The 19906-nt window shown below is 51.2% G+C and carries 22 protein-coding genes; 15 read left to right on the top strand and 7 right to left on the bottom strand.

Annotated elements, in window-relative coordinates; genetic code table 11:
* Nucleotides 1-7: 7 nt before the first annotated feature.
* The 3 genes from lptE to nadD are packed head-to-tail and all read left to right on the top strand — an operon-like array spanning nucleotide 8 to nucleotide 2281.
* Nucleotides 8-607, top strand: coding sequence for an LPS assembly lipoprotein LptE (gene lptE, locus OGV89_RS18760; protein ID WP_286559123.1), 600 nt, complete (start codon nucleotides 8-10; stop codon nucleotides 605-607).
* Complete coding sequence (gene holA / locus OGV89_RS18755) at nucleotides 607-1638, top strand: DNA polymerase III subunit delta (protein ID WP_071684914.1); 1032 nt, start codon at nucleotides 607-609, stop codon at nucleotides 1636-1638. Before lptE ends, holA begins: the two co-directional genes overlap by 1 nt.
* 1 nt (nucleotide 1639) lies before the next feature.
* Nucleotides 1640-2281, top strand: coding sequence for a nicotinate-nucleotide adenylyltransferase (gene nadD, locus OGV89_RS18750; protein WP_003022738.1), 642 nt, complete (start codon nucleotides 1640-1642; stop codon nucleotides 2279-2281).
* Here the strand turns inward: nadD and cobD are convergent.
* On the bottom strand, nucleotides 2256-3350 hold the full coding sequence (gene cobD, locus OGV89_RS18745) for a threonine-phosphate decarboxylase CobD (RefSeq protein ID WP_096878286.1): 1095 nt from the start codon (nucleotides 3348-3350) through the stop codon (nucleotides 2256-2258). The genes nadD and cobD overlap by 26 nt on opposite strands.
* Nucleotides 3351-3446: 96 nt before the next feature.
* Here cobD and OGV89_RS18740 point away from each other — a divergent pair, with 96 nt between their 5' ends.
* From OGV89_RS18740 to lipA, 10 genes are all read left to right on the top strand, one after another.
* Complete coding sequence (locus OGV89_RS18740; protein ID WP_286559120.1) at nucleotides 3447-4058, top strand: adenosylcobalamin/alpha-ribazole phosphatase; 612 nt, start codon at nucleotides 3447-3449, stop codon at nucleotides 4056-4058.
* Between the two features lie 254 nt (nucleotides 4059-4312).
* A complete protein-coding gene (rsfS, locus tag OGV89_RS18735; protein WP_003022728.1) occupies nucleotides 4313-4630 on the top strand; it encodes a ribosome silencing factor in 318 nt (105 codons plus the stop codon).
* A gap of 3 nt (nucleotides 4631-4633) precedes the next feature.
* Nucleotides 4634-5101 (top strand): 23S rRNA (pseudouridine(1915)-N(3))-methyltransferase RlmH, encoded by a 468-nt coding sequence (gene rlmH / locus OGV89_RS18730; RefSeq protein ID WP_003022725.1) that lies wholly within the window; start codon nucleotides 4634-4636, stop codon nucleotides 5099-5101.
* Nucleotides 5102-5131: 30 nt separating this feature from the next.
* Complete coding sequence (gene mrdA / locus OGV89_RS18725; RefSeq protein WP_057063295.1) at nucleotides 5132-7033, top strand: peptidoglycan DD-transpeptidase MrdA; 1902 nt, start codon at nucleotides 5132-5134, stop codon at nucleotides 7031-7033.
* A 2-nt stretch (nucleotides 7034-7035) separates the two neighbouring features.
* A complete protein-coding gene (mrdB, locus tag OGV89_RS18720; protein ID WP_003022718.1) occupies nucleotides 7036-8148 on the top strand; it encodes a peptidoglycan glycosyltransferase MrdB in 1113 nt (370 codons plus the stop codon).
* Nucleotides 8149-8158: 10 nt separating this feature from the next.
* Nucleotides 8159-9268 (top strand): endolytic peptidoglycan transglycosylase RlpA, encoded by a 1110-nt coding sequence (gene rlpA, locus OGV89_RS18715; protein ID WP_286559118.1) that lies wholly within the window; start codon nucleotides 8159-8161, stop codon nucleotides 9266-9268.
* A gap of 142 nt (nucleotides 9269-9410) precedes the next feature.
* Nucleotides 9411-10622, top strand: a complete 1212-nt coding sequence (gene dacA / locus OGV89_RS18710) for a D-alanyl-D-alanine carboxypeptidase DacA (RefSeq protein ID WP_003022711.1) — start codon at nucleotides 9411-9413, stop codon at nucleotides 10620-10622.
* A gap of 106 nt (nucleotides 10623-10728) precedes the next feature.
* Nucleotides 10729-10992 (top strand): DUF493 family protein YbeD, encoded by a 264-nt coding sequence (gene ybeD, locus OGV89_RS18705; protein ID WP_003022706.1) that lies wholly within the window; start codon nucleotides 10729-10731, stop codon nucleotides 10990-10992.
* A 114-nt stretch (nucleotides 10993-11106) separates the two neighbouring features.
* Nucleotides 11107-11748, top strand: a complete 642-nt coding sequence (gene lipB, locus OGV89_RS18700; RefSeq protein ID WP_003022703.1) for a lipoyl(octanoyl) transferase LipB — start codon at nucleotides 11107-11109, stop codon at nucleotides 11746-11748.
* Between the two features lie 206 nt (nucleotides 11749-11954).
* The gene (lipA, locus tag OGV89_RS18695) at nucleotides 11955-12920 is read left to right on the top strand and encodes a lipoyl synthase (protein WP_003022702.1); all 966 of its coding nucleotides are present in this window, start codon (nucleotides 11955-11957) and stop codon (nucleotides 12918-12920) included.
* A gap of 98 nt (nucleotides 12921-13018) precedes the next feature.
* Here lipA and tatE read toward each other — a convergent pair whose 3' ends face one another.
* Both tatE and OGV89_RS18685 read right to left on the bottom strand, forming a co-directional pair.
* Nucleotides 13019-13222 carry a twin-arginine translocase subunit TatE gene (gene tatE, locus OGV89_RS18690; RefSeq protein ID WP_003022699.1) on the bottom strand — a complete coding sequence of 68 codons (204 nt, stop codon included), beginning with the start codon at nucleotides 13220-13222 and terminating at the stop codon, nucleotides 13019-13021.
* 128 nt (nucleotides 13223-13350) lie between these two features.
* Nucleotides 13351-14139 (bottom strand): deaminated glutathione amidase, encoded by a 789-nt coding sequence (locus OGV89_RS18685; protein WP_048233262.1) that lies wholly within the window; start codon nucleotides 14137-14139, stop codon nucleotides 13351-13353.
* A 90-nt stretch (nucleotides 14140-14229) separates the two neighbouring features.
* Here OGV89_RS18685 and crcB point away from each other — a divergent pair, with 90 nt between their 5' ends.
* Entirely contained in the window at nucleotides 14230-14613 is a 384-nt protein-coding gene (gene crcB, locus OGV89_RS18680; protein ID WP_003831281.1) for a fluoride efflux transporter CrcB, read from the top strand.
* Nucleotides 14614-14664: 51 nt separating this feature from the next.
* On the opposite strand, the gene cspE is transcribed toward crcB, so the two are convergent.
* Nucleotides 14665-14874: a transcription antiterminator/RNA stability regulator CspE gene (gene cspE / locus OGV89_RS18675; RefSeq protein ID WP_000034825.1), complete on the bottom strand. Its 210-nt coding sequence runs from the start codon at nucleotides 14872-14874 to the stop codon at nucleotides 14665-14667.
* A gap of 189 nt (nucleotides 14875-15063) precedes the next feature.
* Nucleotides 15064-15627, bottom strand: a complete 564-nt coding sequence (gene pagP, locus OGV89_RS18670) for a lipid IV(A) palmitoyltransferase PagP (protein ID WP_003835590.1) — start codon at nucleotides 15625-15627, stop codon at nucleotides 15064-15066.
* A 462-nt stretch (nucleotides 15628-16089) separates the two neighbouring features.
* Here pagP and dcuC point away from each other — a divergent pair, with 462 nt between their 5' ends.
* Nucleotides 16090-17475: an anaerobic C4-dicarboxylate transporter DcuC gene (gene dcuC / locus OGV89_RS18665; RefSeq protein WP_003835592.1), complete on the top strand. Its 1386-nt coding sequence runs from the start codon at nucleotides 16090-16092 to the stop codon at nucleotides 17473-17475.
* 116 nt (nucleotides 17476-17591) lie between these two features.
* Here dcuC and dpiA read toward each other — a convergent pair whose 3' ends face one another.
* On the bottom strand, nucleotides 17592-18272 hold the full coding sequence (gene dpiA / locus OGV89_RS18660; protein WP_003022133.1) for a two-component response regulator DpiA: 681 nt from the start codon (nucleotides 18270-18272) through the stop codon (nucleotides 17592-17594).
* Entirely contained in the window at nucleotides 18241-19902 is a 1662-nt protein-coding gene (dpiB, locus tag OGV89_RS18655; protein WP_003847410.1) for a sensor histidine kinase DpiB, read from the bottom strand. The genes dpiA and dpiB overlap by 32 nt, the downstream gene beginning before the upstream one ends.
* Nucleotides 19903-19906 lie beyond the last annotated feature (4 nt).

Genomic DNA, 19906 nt, shown 5'->3' with positions numbered 1-19906 from the left:
AGGAAGCGTGCGACTTCTGACAACATTGTTGTTATCTCTGGCGGTGCTTGCCACCGCCGGGTGTGGCTGGCATCTGCGTAGTACTACGCAGGTTCCACCCTCAATGAAAACCATGATCCTGAACTCTGGCGATCCGAACGGCCCGTTAAGCCGTGCGGTCCGTAACCAGCTGCGTCTGAACGGTGTGACGCTGCTTGAAGACGGTACAATGCGTAAAGATGTGACGTCTTTACGTCTTGGCGCGGTCAGCATTTCGCAGGATACGGCGTCGGTATTCCAGAACGGTCAAACGGCTGAATACCAGATGGTGATGTCCGTTAGCGCTACTGTGCTGATTCCAGGTCATGATATATACCCAATCAGCGCCAAAGTTTATCGTTCGTTCTTTGACAACCCACAGGCTGCACTGGCGAAGGATAACGAGCAGGACATGATCATCAAAGAGATGTATGACAAAGCTGCTGAACAGTTAATTCGTAAGCTGCCAAGCGTACATCTGGCTGATACTCTGTCATCCAATGCTGATGATGATGCTAAGCCAGCTGCGACAAAAGCCGCAGAGCCTGCGTCATCTCCGGCGCGTGTCTCCACCACGCTGGGTAACTGATGCTCAAGTTGTACCCTGAACAACTCCGCGCACAGCTCAATGAAGGGCTGCGCGCGGCGTATTTGCTCTTAGGTAACGATCCCCTCTTATTGCAGGAAAGCCAGGATGCCATCCGTCAGGCTGCTGCCACCCAAGGGTTCGAAGAACACCATGCCTTCACTCTGGACAACAGCACCGACTGGGGAGAGATTTTTTCACTCTGCCAGGCGATGAGCCTGTTTGCCAACCGTCAAACCCTGCTCCTGCAACTGCCTGAAAATGGCCCCAATGCCGCCATTAACGAACAGCTCGCTTCACTCGTCACACTGCTACATAACGACCTGCTGCTGATTGTTCGTGGCAACAAGCTGACTAAAGCGCAGGAAAACGCCGCATGGTATACCGGACTTGCCAATAATGCGGTGCAGGTCAGTTGCCAGACGCCGGAGCAAGCGCAGCTCCCGCGTTGGGTCGCCGCGAGGGCTAAACTCAATAACCTGCAACTGGATGACGCAGCCAATCAGCTGTTGTGCTATTGCTATGAAGGTAACCTGTTAGCACTGGCGCAAGCACTGGAACGGTTAGCATTGCTTTGGCCTGATGGCAAACTAACGCTGCCTCGCGTAGAGAAAGCCGTTAACGATGCAGCGCACTTTACCCCGTTCCACTGGGTGGATGCGTTGCTGATGGGCAAAAGCAAACGCGCGCTGCACATTCTGCAACAGCTACGTCTGGAAGGCAGTGAGCCGGTTATTTTGCTGCGTACTATACAGCGTGAATTGCTGTTGCTGGTCACCCTAAAACGGCAGTCGGCGAATACCCCCTTGCGCACGTTGTTTGATAAACACCGGGTGTGGCAAAATCGCCGGGGCATGATGGGTGATGCGCTAAACCGGCTGAACCCGGCACAGTTGCGTCAGGCGGTAACGCTGTTAACGCGTACGGAAATTACGCTTAAACAAGACTATGGTCAGTCAGTGTGGGCGGAACTTGAGGGTCTGTCCCTTTTGCTCTGCCATAAATCACTGGCCGATGTTTTTATTGATGGTTGATATGAAATCATTGCAGGCTCTGTTCGGCGGCACCTTTGATCCGGTGCATTATGGTCATCTTAAACCGGTTGAAATTCTGGCGAATCTGATTGGTCTTTCCCGGGTCATCATCATGCCCAATAACGTGCCGCCGCATCGTGCGCAGCCTGAAGCGTCCGGTGAGCAACGTAAGCGCATGGTTGAACTGGCCATTGCTGATAAACCGCTGTTTTCCCTGGATGAACGCGAACTGAAACGCGACACGGCCTCCTACACCGCGCAAACGCTAAAAGAGTGGCGCGAGGAACAAGGCCCGAACGTGCCGTTAGCGTTTATCATTGGTCAGGATTCGCTGCTGACCTTCCCTTCCTGGCACGACTACCACACGATTCTGGATAATACCCATCTCATCGTGTGCCGACGTCCAGGTTATCCTCTCGAAATGACGCAGGAAAAGCACCAGCAATGGCTGGAGGATCACCTGACTCATTCGCCGGATGACCTGCACAACCTGCCTTGCGGAAAAATCTACCTGGCCGAAACGCCGTGGTTCAACATCTCCGCCACGCTCATTCGCGAGCGCCTGGAAAAAGGCGAGCCGTGCGACGACCTGATGCCAGGCGCAGTGCTTGACTATATCAATCAGCAGGGGTTGTACCGCTAAGCGTGTTGTTTAATGCCGCCAGCAGGCGGTCATTTTCTTCCTGACTGCGAACAGCAACTCGGTAATAACGCGCGTCCAACCCAGGGTAATTGGCACAACTGCGAATCAAGACATGCTGTTCCAGCAACATCCGTTGCAAATCAATATCCGCGCGATCGCAGCGTAATAAACGATAATTTGCCTGGCCGGGATACACCGTCAGGCCAGGCAGGTTTTGTAGCTGTTGCTCAAACCGCGCACCCTCTTGTTCCAGCCATTTCCACGTCGCCTGCTGATAAGCGCTGTCGCGTAAAATAATCTCGCCGGCCAGAGCAGCAAACGCATTAATTGACCACGGCATTTGTCGGCTGCGCATATGTACAACGGCCTGCTCGTTACTATTAACCAGATACCCCAGACGCAGCCCCGGTATCGCATAGAACTTGGTGAGCGAGCGCAGTACCCAAATATGCGGGTTATCCCGAAGTAGCGGAATAAACCCCGGCTCCCCGGCAATAAAATCGATAAACGCTTCATCAAGGATCAGATTGATCCCAAGCCGCTCACAGCGTGAGGCAATCTCACGTAGTAGCCGGTTATCCGGTAGTAACCCGGTGGGGTTGTTGGGCGTGCAGAGAAACAGGCAGTCCAGCTCTGAGGTTAACGCATCGAGGATCACATCGGTAAGCTGCCAGCCATCGCCTTCGCGCAGCGCAAACTCATGGATCGTACAGTCTCCCCATTGCAGCGCCCGACGATATTCAGCAAACCCAGGCGTCACGATCATCGCGTGGCGTGGCTTCAGGCCATCTACCAGGGTAAAAATAGACTCGGTCTCACCGTTTCCGGCCAGGATCCACGAGGCCGGAATCTGATGATGCTCCGCCAGCGCTGCATGCAGTTGCGCGTAATCGACATCCGGGTAACGCTCCGCGCAGTCCATATTGTCGATAATTGCGCGTTTTAAACCTGCTGGCATACCCAGCGGATTAATATTCGCGCTAAAATCCAGCAATTGCTCAGGCGAGACGCCCAACAGTTCGGCGGCTTCTCGGGTATTACCACCATGCGCGCTCTTCAATAAAGACATCGTGCCGCTCCACGTAAAAAAAGGTATTTTAGTGAAAAATCTCTGCGCAATCAGGGCAAACATCATGTTTTGTGCGAATAACCCCAAGAGGAAAAAATGAGACTCTGGTTGGTACGTCATGGCGAAACTGAAGCCAACGTCGCGGGTTTATATAGCGGCCACGCTCCCACACCACTAACAGAACGGGGAATAGCTCAGGCGCAAACGCTGAGTACGCTGTTACGCAATGTGCCTGTCGACAACGTTCTGTGCAGCGAGCTGGAGCGCGCCCGCCATACAACGCAGTTGATCTTAGGCGATCGCGAGATTCCTGTGCGTAACATGCCTGAGCTCAATGAGATGTTTTTTGGCGACTGGGAAATGCGCCACCATCGAGATCTGGCGCGCGAAGACGCCGAAAACTACTCCGTGTGGTGTAACGACTGGCAGAACGCGACGCCCACTAATGGCGAAGGTTTTCAGGCATTTTCCCTGCGCGTGGAACGCTTCATTGCTCAACTCGATGATTACAAAATGTGCCAAAACCTGCTGGTGGTGAGCCATCAGGGTGTACTGAGCGTGTTGATCGCCCGTTTGTTGTCCATGCCGGCAGCAGCAATGTGGCATTTTCGCGTCGAACAAGGTTGCTGGAGCGCGATTGATTTTTGCGACGATTTTGCGGTTCTGAAAGTACTTAACAGCCGGGCTGTATGGTACGACGGAGAGTGAAAGCACTGTTTTTTCTGCCGAAGGGCTTCTCTCCCATTGACACCCCATGACAGGCTGTTATTCTCCGCAACCTGACTTTTCCCGCCCTTCAGAGCTTTGCAGAAATTGTTTTACAAAAATGGCGATGCATTCTGCGGCGTGGGGTGGGATGATAGCGCACTTCACAAGCGCTTTCGGAGACATTTGTCCCGATATCGCCTCTGGTTCAGGTATACTAACAGACGTTTTTAACTCTTTTCACCCAGGGGGAACACTTGCAGGGTAAAGCACTTCAGGATTTTGTAATCGACAAAATTGATGACCTGAAAGGTCAAGACATCATCGCCTTAGACGTTCAGGGCAAATCCAGCATCACTGATTGCATGATTATCTGTACTGGCACGTCCAGCCGTCATGTAATGTCTATCGCAGACCACGTTGTTCAGGAGTCCCGCACTGCTGGTCTGCTGCCGCTCGGCGTAGAAGGCGAGAACGTCGCAGACTGGATCGTCGTTGACCTCGGTGATGTGATTGTCCACGTGATGCAGGAAGAAAGCCGTCGCCTGTATGAACTGGAAAAACTCTGGAGTTAATGCGTGAAGCTGCAACTTGTCGCTGTGGGTACGAAAATGCCTGACTGGGTGCAAACCGGTTTTACGGAGTATCTCCGTCGGTTTCCGAAAGATATGCCCTTTGAGCTGATCGAAATCCCGGCAGGAAAACGCGGCAAGAACGCGGATATTAAACGCATTCTCGACAAAGAGGGTGAACAGATGCTGGCTGCCGCAGGCAAAAACCGCATCGTCACCCTTGATATCCCGGGCAAACCCTGGGACACGCCGCAGCTGGCGACCGAACTGGAACGCTGGAAACTGGACGGTCGTGACGTCAGTTTGTTGATTGGTGGGCCGGAAGGTCTTTCTCCTGCCTGTAAAGCAGCAGCAGAACAAAGCTGGTCACTCTCAGCGTTAACCCTTCCTCACCCTCTTGTTCGGGTTCTGGTTGCGGAGAGTCTGTACAGGGCGTGGAGCATTACCACCAACCATCCTTATCACCGTGAGTGATCATTGATTCTTGAGTAGATTAAGCAGCGGATGAAACTACAGAATTCTTTTCGCGACTATTCGGCTGAGTCCGCGCTATTTGTGCGCCGGGCGCTGGTCGCTTTTTTGGGGATTTTGCTGCTCACCGGCGTGCTGATCGCCAACCTTTATAATCTGCAAATCGTTCGCTTTACTGATTATCAGACCCGCTCGAACGAAAACCGCATCAAACTGGTGCCTATCGCCCCCAGTCGCGGCATCATTTATGACCGAAACGGAATTCCGCTCGCCCTTAACCGCACCATTTATCAGATAGAAATGATGCCAGAAAAGGTCGACAACGTTCAGGATACCCTCGACGCGCTGCGTAACGTCGTAGACCTGACGGACGATGACATTGCCGCCTTTAAAAAAGAGCGCGCCCGTTCACACCGTTTCACATCCATTCCGGTAAAAACTAACCTGAGTGAAGTTCAGGTCGCACGCTTTGCCGTTAATCAATATCGCTTTCCTGGCGTCGAAGTTAAAGGTTATAAACGCCGCTACTACCCCTACGGCTCTGCGCTGACCCATGTCATTGGCTACGTATCAAAAATCAACGATAAAGACGTAGACCGCCTGGACAAAGACGGCAAACTGGCTAACTACGCGGCGACGCACGACATCGGCAAGCTGGGTATTGAACGTTATTACGAAGATGTACTTCACGGCCAGACCGGTTATGAAGAGGTTGAGGTGAACAACCGCGGCCGCGTCATTCGCCAGCTGAAAGAAGTGGCGCCGCAGGCTGGGCACGATATCTATCTCACCCTCGATTTGAAACTCCAGCAGTACATTGAAACGCTGCTGGCAGGCAGTCGCGCCGCCGTGGTGGTTACCGACCCGCGTACCGGCGGCGTTCTCGCGCTGGTGTCCATGCCGAGCTACGACCCGAACCTGTTTGTCGATGGTATCTCCAGTAAAGATTACTCCGGGTTGCTCAATGACCCGAACACCCCATTGGTTAACCGCGCCACGCAGGGTGTTTACCCACCGGCTTCGACAGTTAAACCTTACGTCGCAGTTTCTGCATTAAGTGCAGGTGTCATCACCCGCAATACTGGTCTGTTCGATCCAGGTTGGTGGCAATTACCGGGCTCTGAAAAACGTTACCGTGACTGGAAAAAATGGGGGCACGGCCATCTGAACATCACCCGTTCTCTGGAAGAGTCGGCGGATACGTTTTTCTATCAAATCGCCTATGATATGGGGATTGACCGACTTTCAGAGTGGATGAGCAAGTTTGGCTACGGCCAATATACGGGCATCGATCTTGCCGAAGAGCGCGCGGGAAACATGCCAACTCGCGAGTGGAAGCAAAAACGGTTTAAAAAACCATGGTACCAGGGTGATACCATTCCGGTCGGCATCGGTCAGGGTTACTGGACGGCAACCCCTATCCAGATGAGTAAAGCGCTGATGATCCTTATCAACGACGGTTTGGTAAAAGTTCCGCATTTGTTGATGAGCACGGCAGAAAACGGCAAGCAAGTACCGTGGGTACAGCCACACGAACCCCCCGTTGGTGACATTCATTCCGGTTACTGGGAAATCGCAAAAGACGGTATGTACGGTGTAGCAAACCGTCCTAACGGTACTGCGCACAAGTATTTCGCTGGCGCACCTTACAAAATTGCGGCGAAATCCGGTACTGCCCAGGTCTTTGGCCTGAAAGCCAATGAAACCTATAACGCGCACAAGATCGCCGAGCGCTTACGTGACCACAAGCTGATGACGGCCTTCGCACCCTATGATAAGCCCCAGGTTGCTGTCGCCATAATCCTTGAAAACGGTGGCGCGGGCCCGGCTGTGGGTACCATTATGCGCCAGATCCTTGACCACATTATGTTGGGCGACAACAACACCAATCTGCCTGCAGAAAACCCCGCGGTTGCAGCAGCGGAGGACCAATAATCGTGACGGATAATCCGAACAAAAAAACATTCTGGGACAAAATCCACATCGATCCCACGATGTTGCTTATTTTGCTGGCGCTGCTGGTTTACAGCTCGCTGGTCATCTGGAGTGCCAGCGGCCAGGATATCGGCATGATGGAGCGCAAGGTCGGCCAGATCGCAATGGGCCTGGTCATCATGGTGGTGATGGCGCAAATCCCGCCCCGGGTTTATGAAGGCTGGGCACCCTATCTCTATATATTCTGCATCATCCTGTTGGTGGCGGTAGATGCCTTCGGCGCGATATCCAAAGGGGCGCAGCGCTGGCTGGATTTGGGTATTGTGCGTTTTCAGCCTTCCGAAATTGCCAAGATTGCCGTGCCGCTGATGGTCGCACGCTTCATCAACCGTGATGTTTGCCCGCCATCGCTAAAAAATACCGCCATTGCACTGGTGCTGATATTTATGCCCACCCTGCTGGTGGCCGCTCAGCCTGACCTCGGTACCTCAATACTGGTCGCCCTTTCCGGTCTGTTTGTTCTGTTCCTTTCTGGTTTAAGCTGGCGTTTAATCGGTGTTGCGGTGGTTCTGGTTGCGGCGTTTATCCCGATACTGTGGTTCTTCCTGATGCATGATTACCAGCGTCAGCGCGTCATGATGTTGCTCGATCCGGAAACCGATCCACTGGGTGCGGGATATCATATTATTCAGTCTAAAATTGCTATTGGCTCCGGCGGTCTACGCGGCAAGGGCTGGCTGCACGGTACGCAGTCGCAACTTGAATTTTTACCCGAACGTCACACGGACTTTATCTTCGCGGTATTAGCAGAAGAGCTGGGTCTGGTAGGGATCTTAATTCTGCTTGCGCTGTACATTTTGCTGATTATGCGCGGATTATGGATCGCTGCCCACGCGCAAACCACCTTTGGTCGCGTCATGGCAGGTGGTTTAATGTTGATATTATTCGTTTATGTCTTCGTAAATATTGGTATGGTGAGCGGTATTCTGCCCGTGGTTGGCGTTCCTCTCCCACTGGTCAGTTACGGAGGCTCGGCACTTATCGTGCTGATGGCCGGGTTCGGGATTGTTATGTCGATCCACACCCATAGAAAAATGTTGTCGAAAAGCGTGTAAGGGGTACGCAATGCGTAAGCAGTGGCTTGGTATCTGCATCGCAGCAGGAATGCTCGCGGCGTGTTCGAGTGATGATGGTCAGCAACAGGGTGCTGTCGCGCCGCAGCCTGCGGTGTGCAATGGTCCGATTGTTGAAATCAGCGGGGCCGATCCGCGCTTTGAACCCCTGAACCCAACGGCGAATCAGGACTATCAACGTGATGGTAAGAGCTACAAAATCGTCCAGGATCCTTCCCGCTTTAGCCAGGCAGGACTTGCCGCTATCTATGATGCGGAACCCGGAAGCAACTTAACCGCGTCTGGTGAAGCGTTCGACCCGATGCAACTGACCGCAGCGCATCCCACGCTGCCAGTCCCAAGCTATGCCAGAGTAACTAACCTGGCAAACGGCAGGATGATTGTCGTGCGCATAAACGATCGCGGCCCTTATGGCAACGATCGCGTGATTTCACTTTCACGTGCAGCAGCAGACCGTCTGAATACCTCCAACAACACCAAAGTGCGTATCGACCCGATCATCGTCGCCCAGGATGGTTCATTGTCCGGTCCGGGTATGGCGTGTACGACAGTCGCAAAGCAAACCTATGCCCTGCCCGCGCGTCCTGATTTAAGCGGTGGCGGTAATATTGGAAGTATGCCTTCGCCATCGGATGCGGGTCAGCCGCAAGGCGATATTCGTCCGATCAGCAATTCCACGCTGAAAAGCGATGATCCAACCGGTGCGCCAGTGAACAGCGGTGGATTCCTCGGTGCGCCAACCACCCTCGCCGCAGGCGTGCTGGAAGGTAGCGAGCCGACTCCGGCTCCGCAACCGACCATCTCCGCACCGGCAACACCAACCGCACCAGCAGCAACACCAACCGCCGTCGCGGCACCAGCTCCAGCGGCAGTAGCCAACGGACGTTACGTGGTTCAGGTTGGCGCAGTCAGCGAGCAGTCGCGTGCGCAGCAGTATCAAAAACGTTTAAGCCAGCAGTTTGGCGTCCCAGGTCGGGTGGTACAAAATGGCGCAGTCTGGCGTATCCAGATGGGGCCGTTCGCCAGCAAAGCTGAAGCCTCCACATTGCAGCAGCGTCTTCAATCCGAGGCGCAATTACAGTCCTTCATCACCGGCGTGTAATAACGTAAATCAGGTATCTGAACTGTCAATTTCTGTAAATGACATTAACAAAGTCACGCGGAAAGTCAGATGCCTGCCCGTTTTGCATTTGCTATAGTAGGGCACTTTTTTAAATTTCATCACGGACGTCGTAGTTCAGACCATGAAGACCACTTTTTCCGCTCGTTTCGTGCAGCGTATGGCGCTCACCGCGGCTCTCTGCGCAGCTTCTCTCTCTGCTGCCCATGCCGATGACCTGAATATTAAAACCATGATCCCGGGTGTTCCGCAGATCGATGCGGAGTCATATATCCTGATTGATTACAATTCAGGCAAAGTTCTGGCAGAACAGAACGCAGACACTCGCCGCGACCCCGCCAGTCTGACCAAAATGATGACCAGCTACGTCATCGGCCAGGCGATGAAAGCCGGCAAGTTCAAAGAAACCGATCTGGTCACTGTAGGCAATGACGCCTGGGCTACAGGTAACCCGGTGTTTAAAGGTTCATCGTTGATGTTCCTGAAACCTGGAATGCAGGTTCCTGTTTCCCAGCTAATCCGTGGTATCAACCTACAATCCGGGAATGACGCGTGTGTGGCAATGGCGGACTTCGCAGCCGGTAGCCAGGATGCTTTCGTCGGTCTGATGAACAGCTATGTGAACGCGCTGGGCCTGAAAAATACCCACTTCCAGACCGTTCATGGTCTCGATGCTGACGGTCAGTACAGCTCGGCTCGCGACATGGCAATGATTGGCCAGGCGCTGATTCGTGACGTGCCTAACGAATACTCTATCTATAAAGAAAAAGAGTTCACCTTTAACGGCATTCGTCAGCTAAACCGCAACGGCTTGCTGTGGGATAACAGCCTGAATGTCGACGGTATCAAAACCGGTCATACCGACAAAGCTGGCTATAACCTCGTTGCATCCGCAACCGAAGGTCAGATGCGTCTGATCTCTGCCGTCATGGGTGGCCGCACCTATAAAGGTCGTGAAACCGAAAGTAAAAAACTGCTGACCTGGGGCTTCCGTTTCTTTGAAACCGTGAATCCACTGAAAGTCGGTAAAGAGTTTGCTTCAGAACCGGCCTGGTTTGGTAACACCGATCGCGCATCGTTAGGCGTAGATAAAGATGTCTACCTGACTATTCCGCGCGGCCGCATGAAAGATCTGAAAGCAAGCTATGTGCTGAACACCACAGAACTGCATGCACCGCTGCAGAAAAACCAGGTTGTTGGCACCATCAACTTCCAGTTGGATGGCAAAACCATCGAACAGCGCCCGCTGGTAGTCCTGCAGGAAATCCCTGAAGGCAACTTCTTTGGGAAAATCATTGATTACATTAAATTAATGTTCCATCACTGGTTTGGCTAAAAATCGAACACTTGAAAGTGTGATTTACGTCCCCATATACTAGGTATCCAGATAACTCCCACACGCTGTGGGAGTTATTATTTATTGATGTAACGCCGGAGCTGACATGAAAACCAAACTTAACGAACTGCTTGAATTCCCTACTCCATTTACTTACAAAGTAATGGGGCAGGCGTTGCCTGAGCTGGTTGATCAGGTGGTTGAAGTGGTACAGCGCCATGCGCCAGGTGATTACTCTCCGACGGTAAAACCGAGCAGCAAAGGCAACTACCACTCGGTCTCAATCACTATTACTGCTACACACATTGAGCAGGTTGAAACGCTGTACGAAGAATTAGGTAATATCGATATCGTACGCATGGTACTGTAAAAACCTGTTGGTTACCCGCTGCATCCCCGCTCGGGTAACCCCTCCCCCCTGTGATATACTTTTCCCCCTCTTTTATATTCTCTACTCTATGTGAGTATCTACGGAGATGCCGTTTTGTATCAGGATAAAATTCTGGTCCGCCAGCTCGGTCTTCAACCTTACGAGCCAGTTTCTCTGGCCATGCACGAATTCACCGATACCCGCGATGAAAACAGTTATGACGAAATCTGGCTGGTAGAGCATTATCCTGTTTTTACCCAGGGTCAGGCAGGTAAAGCAGAGCACGTACTGATGCCGGGCGATATTCCGGTGATCCAGAGCGATCGTGGCGGCCAGGTGACCTACCACGGGCCGGGCCAGCAGGTCATGTATGTGCTGTTGAATCTGAAGCGTCGCAAACTTGGCGTTCGTGAACTGGTTACGCTGCTGGAACAAACCGTCGTCAATACACTTGCGGAAATCGGCATTGATGCCCACCCGCGAGCCGATGCGCCTGGCGTATACGTCGGGGAGAAGAAAATCTGCTCTTTGGGATTACGTATTCGTAGAGGATGTTCGTTTCACGGCTTAGCGCTCAACGTGGATATGGATTTATCGCCTTTCCTGCGTATCAATCCTTGTGGTTACGCCGGAATGGAGATGGCGAAAGTATCGCAGTGGGATAGCGCAGCCACGACCGAGAGCGTTCGCCCACGCCTGCTGGCCAACATATTAGCGCTGTTGGGTAACCCACCGCACGAGTACGTTGCAGACTGAAAATACGGTCATACTTTGCCACGGCAAATGTTGTGGCAAATGGCACAAAACAACAACTATTTTACATTTTGCCAGCCTGTCAGGCTGCTTTCTGGCCCGTTTCAATGATATACTGCGTATCACTAATTCAAAAATAGTTGATAAATGCAACATTCCCTTGAATTGAAACGCTTTCCTTCGTAATTCGCAACTGGAACACGCAAGCTATGAGTAAACCCATTGTGATGGAACGCGGTGTTAAATACCGCGATGCCGATAAGATGGCTCTTATCCCGGTAAAAAATGTGGCAACAGAGCGTGAAGCCCTGCTGCGTAAACCGGAATGGATGAAAATAAAACTGCCAGCGGACTCCACTCGCATCCAGGGCATCAAAGCGGCAATGCGCAAAAATGGCCTGCACTCTGTCTGCGAAGAAGCTTCCTGCCCTAACCTGGCTGAATGTTTCAATCACGGAACCGCAACCTTTATGATCCTCGGCGCAATCTGTACCCGCCGTTGCCCATTCTGTGACGTTGCCCATGGCCGTCCGGTTGCTCCGGATGCTAACGAGCCGTTAAAACTTGCTCAGACGATTGCTGACATGGCGCTGCGCTATGTCGTCATTACCTCCGTTGACCGCGACGATCTGCGTGACGGCGGCGCTCAGCACTTTGCTGACTGTATCACCGCTATTCGTGAGAAAAGCCCGTCGATTAAAATCGAAACGCTGGTGCCTGACTTCCGTGGTCGTATGGATCGCGCGTTGGATATCCTCACCGCCACGCCGCCAGACGTGTTTAACCACAACCTCGAAAACGTACCGCGTATTTATCGCAATGTACGTCCGGGGGCGGACTACAACTGGTCGCTGAAGCTTCTGGAACGTTTCAAGGAAGCGCACCCGGAGATTCCGACTAAATCAGGTCTGATGGTTGGTTTGGGCGAAACCAATGCAGAAATCATTGAGGTCATGCGTGACCTGCGCAGTCATGGCGTGACCATGCTGACGCTGGGGCAGTATTTACAGCCAAGCCGTCACCACCTGCCGGTTCAACGCTATGTAAGCCCGGATGAGTTCGATGAGATGAAAGCCGAAGCTATGGCCATGGGCTTTACCCATGCAGCCTGCGGTCCATTCGTTCGCTCTTCATACCATGCAGACATGCAGGCCAAAGGGCTGGAAGTGAAGTAATCGTGTAATACTCACTTACATATCAGTAATAAAAAAACCGGCAAATTGCCGGTTTTTTTTCATGCAGAGTATGCAGTATGAGCATCATGCTCCTGACATTACTCTTTATGAGAAAGCTTCTCAGCCTGAACGCTACCATCAGCATCTTTCTTAGCATCGGCATTATCGTCGTTCATTGCTTTCTTGAAGCCCTTGATTGCCGTTCCCAGGTCTCCACCCAGTGTACGTAACTTCTTGGTACCAAACAGCAGAACAACCAGTGCGGCAACCACCAGCAGTTTGGTAATACTAATCTCACCCATAGATACCTTCTTCACTTAAACCAGGCTGCATAAAGCGCCATATTAACCTGAGAATATTAACGGCCTTTCGACGCGCGCACACAATAGCAATCTGTAACAAGGTGAATCAAGCCTTGTTTAAAAAAACGTCATAATAATTGCGGTGGCGCAAAACGTCGGTTACTTAACACCGGAAGTTGTGCTCTGACCTGCCTTACCCGCTCTGCAGAAACCTCGGCCATAATTAGTGCAGGCGTTTCCGCCGCAGCAGCAATGGTCACACCAAAAGGGTCGATGACCCGGCTTTGGCCGATATTCTTATTACCGCACTCTCCCGCCGCAATCAGGTAACACGTTGCATCTAACGCTCTTGCAGCCAAAAGCGTAGACCAGTGATGCTCTTTAAGCGATCCCCGTACCCAGGCTGCGGGTAATACGAGAATTTCCGCTCCCTGCAATGCGTGCGCCAGCGCCAGCTCAGGGAAGCGCAGATCATAACAGGTCATTAACCCTACTTTTAACCCGCCTACGTCCAGCAGCGGCGCTATGGCGTCCCCTGCATCCACATTTCGTGACTCCTGAATCGAAAAGGCGTCGTAGAGATGTAATTTAGCGTAATGGGCAACTACCTGACCTGCCCGTAGCGCCACCAGCATGTTAAACGCCCGTCTAGGCACAGAGGGAACATGAATCGTCAGGATTGTCGTCATCTCGTTTTGCGCGCTTTCTCGCAGCAAGCGCGTCAAAAACCCGCCTTCCAGCAATTGAGCTGATTTCACTGACAGATCAGGGTCCAGATCGTCACGGGCCAGAAGCGCTTCCGGTAATACCAGTAACGATGCCCCCTCTCCCGCAGCCTGAGACATCAGTAAAACGCAGGTTTCTGCATTTTTTTCCCATGAAGGTCCCACGGCAAATTGCCCTGCTGCAACGAACATATTCCCTCCAGAAAACGTTGTTAGGCTCGCCAACCACGATTATTCAGCGTTACACTCATCCTATATACAATCAAATAGCAGGATTACGCAGTGTTACAACTCCTTTTAGCGGTTTTTATCGGTGGTGGTACAGGTAGTGTAGCAAGATGGATGTTGAGCATGAGGTTTAACCCGCTACATCAGGCCATTCCATTCGGTACGCTGGCTGCAAACTTACTTGGCGCATTTATCATTGGTATGGGTCTGGCATGGTTTAATCGCATGACAAACATTGATCCAATGTGGAAGGTACTGATTACAACTGGCTTTTGCGGGGGACTAACAACATTTTCCACTTTCTCGGCTGAGGTGGTGTTTTTGCTACAGGAAGGACGCTTTGGTTGGGCTATGGTGAATGTGCTGGTGAATCTGCTGGGATCATTTGCGATGACCGCCCTGGCATTCTGGCTGGTTTCGGCCTCTCCCGCACACTGAGGCGAAAAAAACCCGCAATTAAGCGGGTTTTGAATGCTTGCTGTCGTATGCTTACAGAGCGATTACGTTTGCAGCAGAAGGGCCTTTGGCACCGTTAGTGATTTCGAACTCTACACGCTGACCTTCAGCCAGAGTTTTAAAACCATTGGTCTGGATTGCAGAGAAGTGTACGAACACGTCTTTGCTGCCATCTTCCGGAGTAATGAAACCGAATCCTTTGGACTCATTAAACCACTTAACGTTACCTTTAATCTTAGACATCAAAATTACCTTTACATGAAAAATAGACACAAATGCTGTGTCGGGTATCAGTACAACAATTGTGGTGCACTTTGTCCAGTCGAACTTTATCAAAAAGTGATAAATGTCGCGTTATTTTTCAGTTAACGCTGATATCACACTGTTTTAAAAAGACTTTTTAATAATCCATCTGACAATACAGGTAGTCCATCAAAACTGGAAACGCATCCACGCAAAGTAGACGTTACCGTTGTTGTACGTTCCCGGAATGTAGGTCATCTGGAACGTTGCCGGACCATACCCTATCGATGCCAGCGGTAACAGCACGGGTACCGGAATGTAGTTCCAGTTATCACGCGCGGTAAAACCGGCGGTAAAACCGAGACCTGTATGGAAATTTTCATCGGCCAGCGGTCGCCAGGTTTTTTCCCAGCCATAACCACCAATGGGTTCCCATTTATTGTAGGAATCCTTAAAGGCCATTATATAAAGTCCGTGCCAGTTACCTTTATCATCCCAACGGGATTGACCAAATCCTGCCCCCCACGGGCGTTCATTGTAGCGATCCGTTTTTTCTTTATCGTAGGCAAAGCGTGCATGCCAGGTAATAGCCGGTATATACAAATCATAATGTTCCGGCTGCTGCCAGGTTTCACTGACGTTGTCTTTAAAAGTAGCGAACCAGCCTTTATCTTCAGCAGCGCCCTGGGGAATGAAAGCTAACTGAATAAAAAGAAATGAAAAAATGAGAAAATATCGTTTAGCGACAATCACAACTTAATTACCATCCTGGGATTTATTATTAATTGTAGCAAACCCAACCTTAATGTTAGCTTAACAAAAATGCGCAGCTAAAAAATCAGAATATTCCTCAGCATGTAATTTTTAAGATAATTAGCCCTTAATTTATTGAGCCATCTCATAGGAACTATTTTCTCTTTATTGCCAATAAATTGTTCTTTCCTCCGGGAAAAGTTAAATAATATTACAATAAATTAACAATTAAGAATCAATATCACCACAAAACACACACACCGTCGCTGCACTTCACAGTTTTTTATTGTGAGATTCTTTTTTTAACCACGATGCTGAAAAAACGGCTAAGCCATCGCTTGAATCCGTATTTTTATTGATTTTAATCAGCAAGAGTCATCGGTTTATTAGGCACATTCTGTCACCACTTTTTACTTTTTTTAGTTTTTTTACTTTCTGGGCAGCAATGCGACAGGGGAAACGATGTTGACATTTATTGAACTCCTTATTGGAGTTGTGGTTATTGTGGGTGTAGCGCGCTACATCATTAAAGGTTATTCCGCGACAGGCGTACTGTTTGTTGGCGGTCTGGTTTTGCTGATTATCAGTGCGCTGATGGGGCATAAAGTGTTGCCATCCAGCGCGGCATCGACGGGCTATACGGCAACAGACATTGTTGAATATATTAAAATTTTGCTGATGAGCCGTGGTGGCGATCTCGGCATGATGATCATGATGCTGTGTGGTTTTGCCGCCTATATGACCCATATTGGCGCGAACGATATGGTCGTTAAGCTGGCCTCCAAGCCCCTGCAATACATCAACTCTCCTTACCTGCTAATGATTGCCGCCTATTTTGTCGCCTGCCTGATGTCACTGGCGGTTTCTTCAGCAACCGGTCTGGGCGTTTTGCTGATGGCAACACTGTTCCCGGTCATGGTTAACGTTGGAATCAGCCGTGGCGCTGCAGCGGCTATTTGTGCCTCCCCTGCTGCAATTATTCTTTCACCAACATCCGGTGATGTGGTGCTGGCGGCAAAAGCTGCGGAAATGCCGCTGATCGATTTCGCCTTTAAAACCACGCTGCCAATTTCCATTGCCGCCATCATTGCTATGGCGATTGCCCACTTTTTCTGGCAGCGTTATCTGGATAAAAAAGAGAACATTTCTCATGAAATGTTAGATGTGGCTGAAATCACCACGACTGCCCCGTCATTTTACGCCATTCTGCCGTTTACCCCGATCGTTGGCGTCCTGATTTTTGATGGTAAATGGGGCCCGCAGCTGCACATCATTACGATTCTGGTTCTGTGCATGCTCATCGCGGCTATTCTGGAGTTCGTACGTGGGTTCAACACCCAAAAGGTTTTCTCTGGTCTGGAAGTCGCTTACCGTGGCATGGCGGATGCCTTTGCTAACGTGGTGATGTTGTTAGTCGCTGCGGGTGTTTTTGCCCAGGGTCTGAGCACAATCGGCTTTATTCAGAGTCTGATTTCTATCGCCACCTCGTTTGGTTCAGCGAGCATTATCTTGATGATGGTGCTGGTGATCCTGACTATGTTGGCGGCAATGACTACGGGTTCCGGTAACGCCCCGTTCTACGCCTTCGTTGAGATGATCCCTAAGCTGGCGCATTCTTCCGGCATTAACCCGGCTTACCTTGTTATCCCGATGCTGCAGGCGTCAAACCTTGGGCGCACCATCTCCCCGGTCTCCGGCGTGGTTGTCGCTGTAGCAGGTATGGCAAAGATTTCTCCGTTCGAAGTGGTGAAACGTACTTCGGTTCCGGTTCTGGTTGGACTGCTGGTGGTGATTATCGCAACTGAAGTGATGGTACCAGGTTCTTCTTCAGCCGTCGTTGGCGGCTGATACTCAGTGAAATTTAGGCCGGATTAGGCATCTACGCCGCATCCGGCATTTAAACCGCACCATTGCCGGATGTCGATGCTAAAGCATCTTATCCGGCCTACGTCAGAAATCAGCATTTAGCCGCCATGATAAATACGCTGCGGCCTACCCACCTTACCGTGAATAATCTCCGCAATAATCAAATGACGGCTGGCACAGTACTCCAGGTAGCGTCTGGAAGTCGTTCGGCTGATGGTAAGCGCCTGGGCGATCGTTTCCGCAGTATGGTGTACCGTCGGGTCGGCGAATAATTTCAACACTGCATTCAGTGTTAACGCATCAATCCCGGTCGGTAAATCCCCTTTCGGTTCGCCCCGCGCGTAGGCATTAAACATTTCATCAATCTGCTTTTGGCTGGCGCTGTCATTCCCCGCCAACATGCGTCGACGTTGCTGATAACGCGTCAGGGTCTGCCCCAGCCGCTCGTAGGCAATGGGTTTGACCAGGTAATCAAACGCACCGCTGCGCACGGCCTCGGAGACCGTTTCCATATCGCTGGCCGCCGTGGTAAACACTACGCCGCCCGGATAGCGCGCCTGGGTCAGCTCATGCAGCAACGTAATTCCCTTGCCGTCCGGCAAGTAGTTATCGAGCAGTATCAGACCGGGCTTAAAACGCTCAATCATCATCCTCGCCTGCTCAAGATTACCCGCCAGCCATATCTGGCTGAAACCGGGTATATGGCGGATATATTCAGCATGCATTTCCGCCAGTAGCGTTTCATCCTCAACGATCAACAGCGTTAATGGTTCCGTCATTATTTTTTTTCACTTTCGGAAGAAATAAAGAAAATAAGGTACCGCAAGGGGAGTTATCTTCGAGCGTAATCACCCCGTCACAGCGCCTCACATAACTTGCAATTAGATACAAACCGATGCCATGTTCACCTGGTTCATCGGTACGGGTGCTCACACCCTGTTCAAATATTTTCTCACGCAATGCTTCCGGCACACCGCATCCCTGATCGGCAACTTCGATGATCACGTCATCCCCTTCATCGCTCAAATAGAGCTCTACGACATTGTTGCCTTGCTGGGTGCGCAAGCTCGCTTCGAATGCATTATCAAGCAGATTGCCAACAATTGCTGCAAACTCTGTGCTATCCAGCCCCTCGGGGAGTTGATGCAGTTGGCTCCCCGGAACGATAGTCATGGTGAGGCCCAGTTCCCGCGCGCGCTGCACCTTGCCAAACAACAGACCGGCGACCTGACGATCGGCAAACGCGCCACGCAGGCTGTCAATCAGTTGCTGTTGCGCCTGGGATTCTCCCTGCACCATGGCCAGAACCTTGTCATATTCTTTCATTTGCAGCAGGCCATTGATAGTCGACATCCAGTTCAGGTGCTCATGACGCAGCGTTCTCAGGCTCTCTACATACTGTTTGATCTGCGTTAATTGCGCATTAAGGGTAGCAATTTCATCTTTACTACGAAAACTGATGATTGCCCCAAGCAGTTCGTCACCAGAGCGAATCGCTTCACGGTTGGCGATAACGCTCAGGCCATTAAAGTTTACCATCGCATCCTGTCGTTTTTCCGCAATCTGTTGGGTGAAAAAGTCCGCTGGCTGAACCACCTCACTCACCGGTTTTCCAAGCCACTTTCGCCCTGGTGAAGACAGCCCCAGCATTTTCCTCGCACTGCGGTTTATTGCGGTGATATATCCATCAGGATCCACGGCAATCAATCCTTCATATACCGAGCTGAACAACGCTTCCTGCTGACGTACCACCCGCGCAATTTGTTTCGGTTCCATACCCAACATCTGCCGACGAATATGGGCAGCGAAAAACCAGGAGAGCAGCATAAGTACCAACAACAGCAAGATAAACACACCGGCCATCGGGAGTAAGAAATCCGATCGCCAGCTATCGATTTTGCTGATCAGATAACCAATTGAGACTACGCCAATGATTTTGCCATCGTCATCAAAGATGGGCGTTTTAGCGCGCATTGCCATCCCGATGGACCCTTTACCGGTAATAAAGTAGCTCTCCCCTTTTTCCAGCGCACCGGGTTTGGTGAACTGCATCGGGTAGCCAATTTTTTCCGGGTTCGGATGATATAGACGAATGGAGTTGGTATCCCCGATAACCACATAGTCGAAGTCAGTTCCGCTCTGCAGTTTGTCGGCAATCGTCGCCAAACGCTTGTAATCACGATGTTTAACCGCCGTAATGATACTCTCGTTAGAGGCGATGATTTTGGCCTGGTTCATTGCCATATCGCGGACATGCGCGGCCAGATAATCTTCGAAGCTGGCGGTAAAGTATTGTGCCAGGGCGGCGATGATAAAAACAGAAACGACCAAAATAAGCAGAAAGATGCGTAAAGGAAACGCCAGGCTGCGGAAAAAAGGAAACCGTGTTTTATTTTTCTGCTCAGCCATATAT

This window comes from Citrobacter sp. Cf125 (assembly GCF_030333935.1).
GTDB classification, from domain to species: domain Bacteria; phylum Pseudomonadota; class Gammaproteobacteria; order Enterobacterales; family Enterobacteriaceae; genus Citrobacter; species Citrobacter freundii.
The sequence above is the reverse complement of the archived record's forward strand: the minus strand, read 5'-3'. Positions and strand labels throughout refer to the sequence as shown.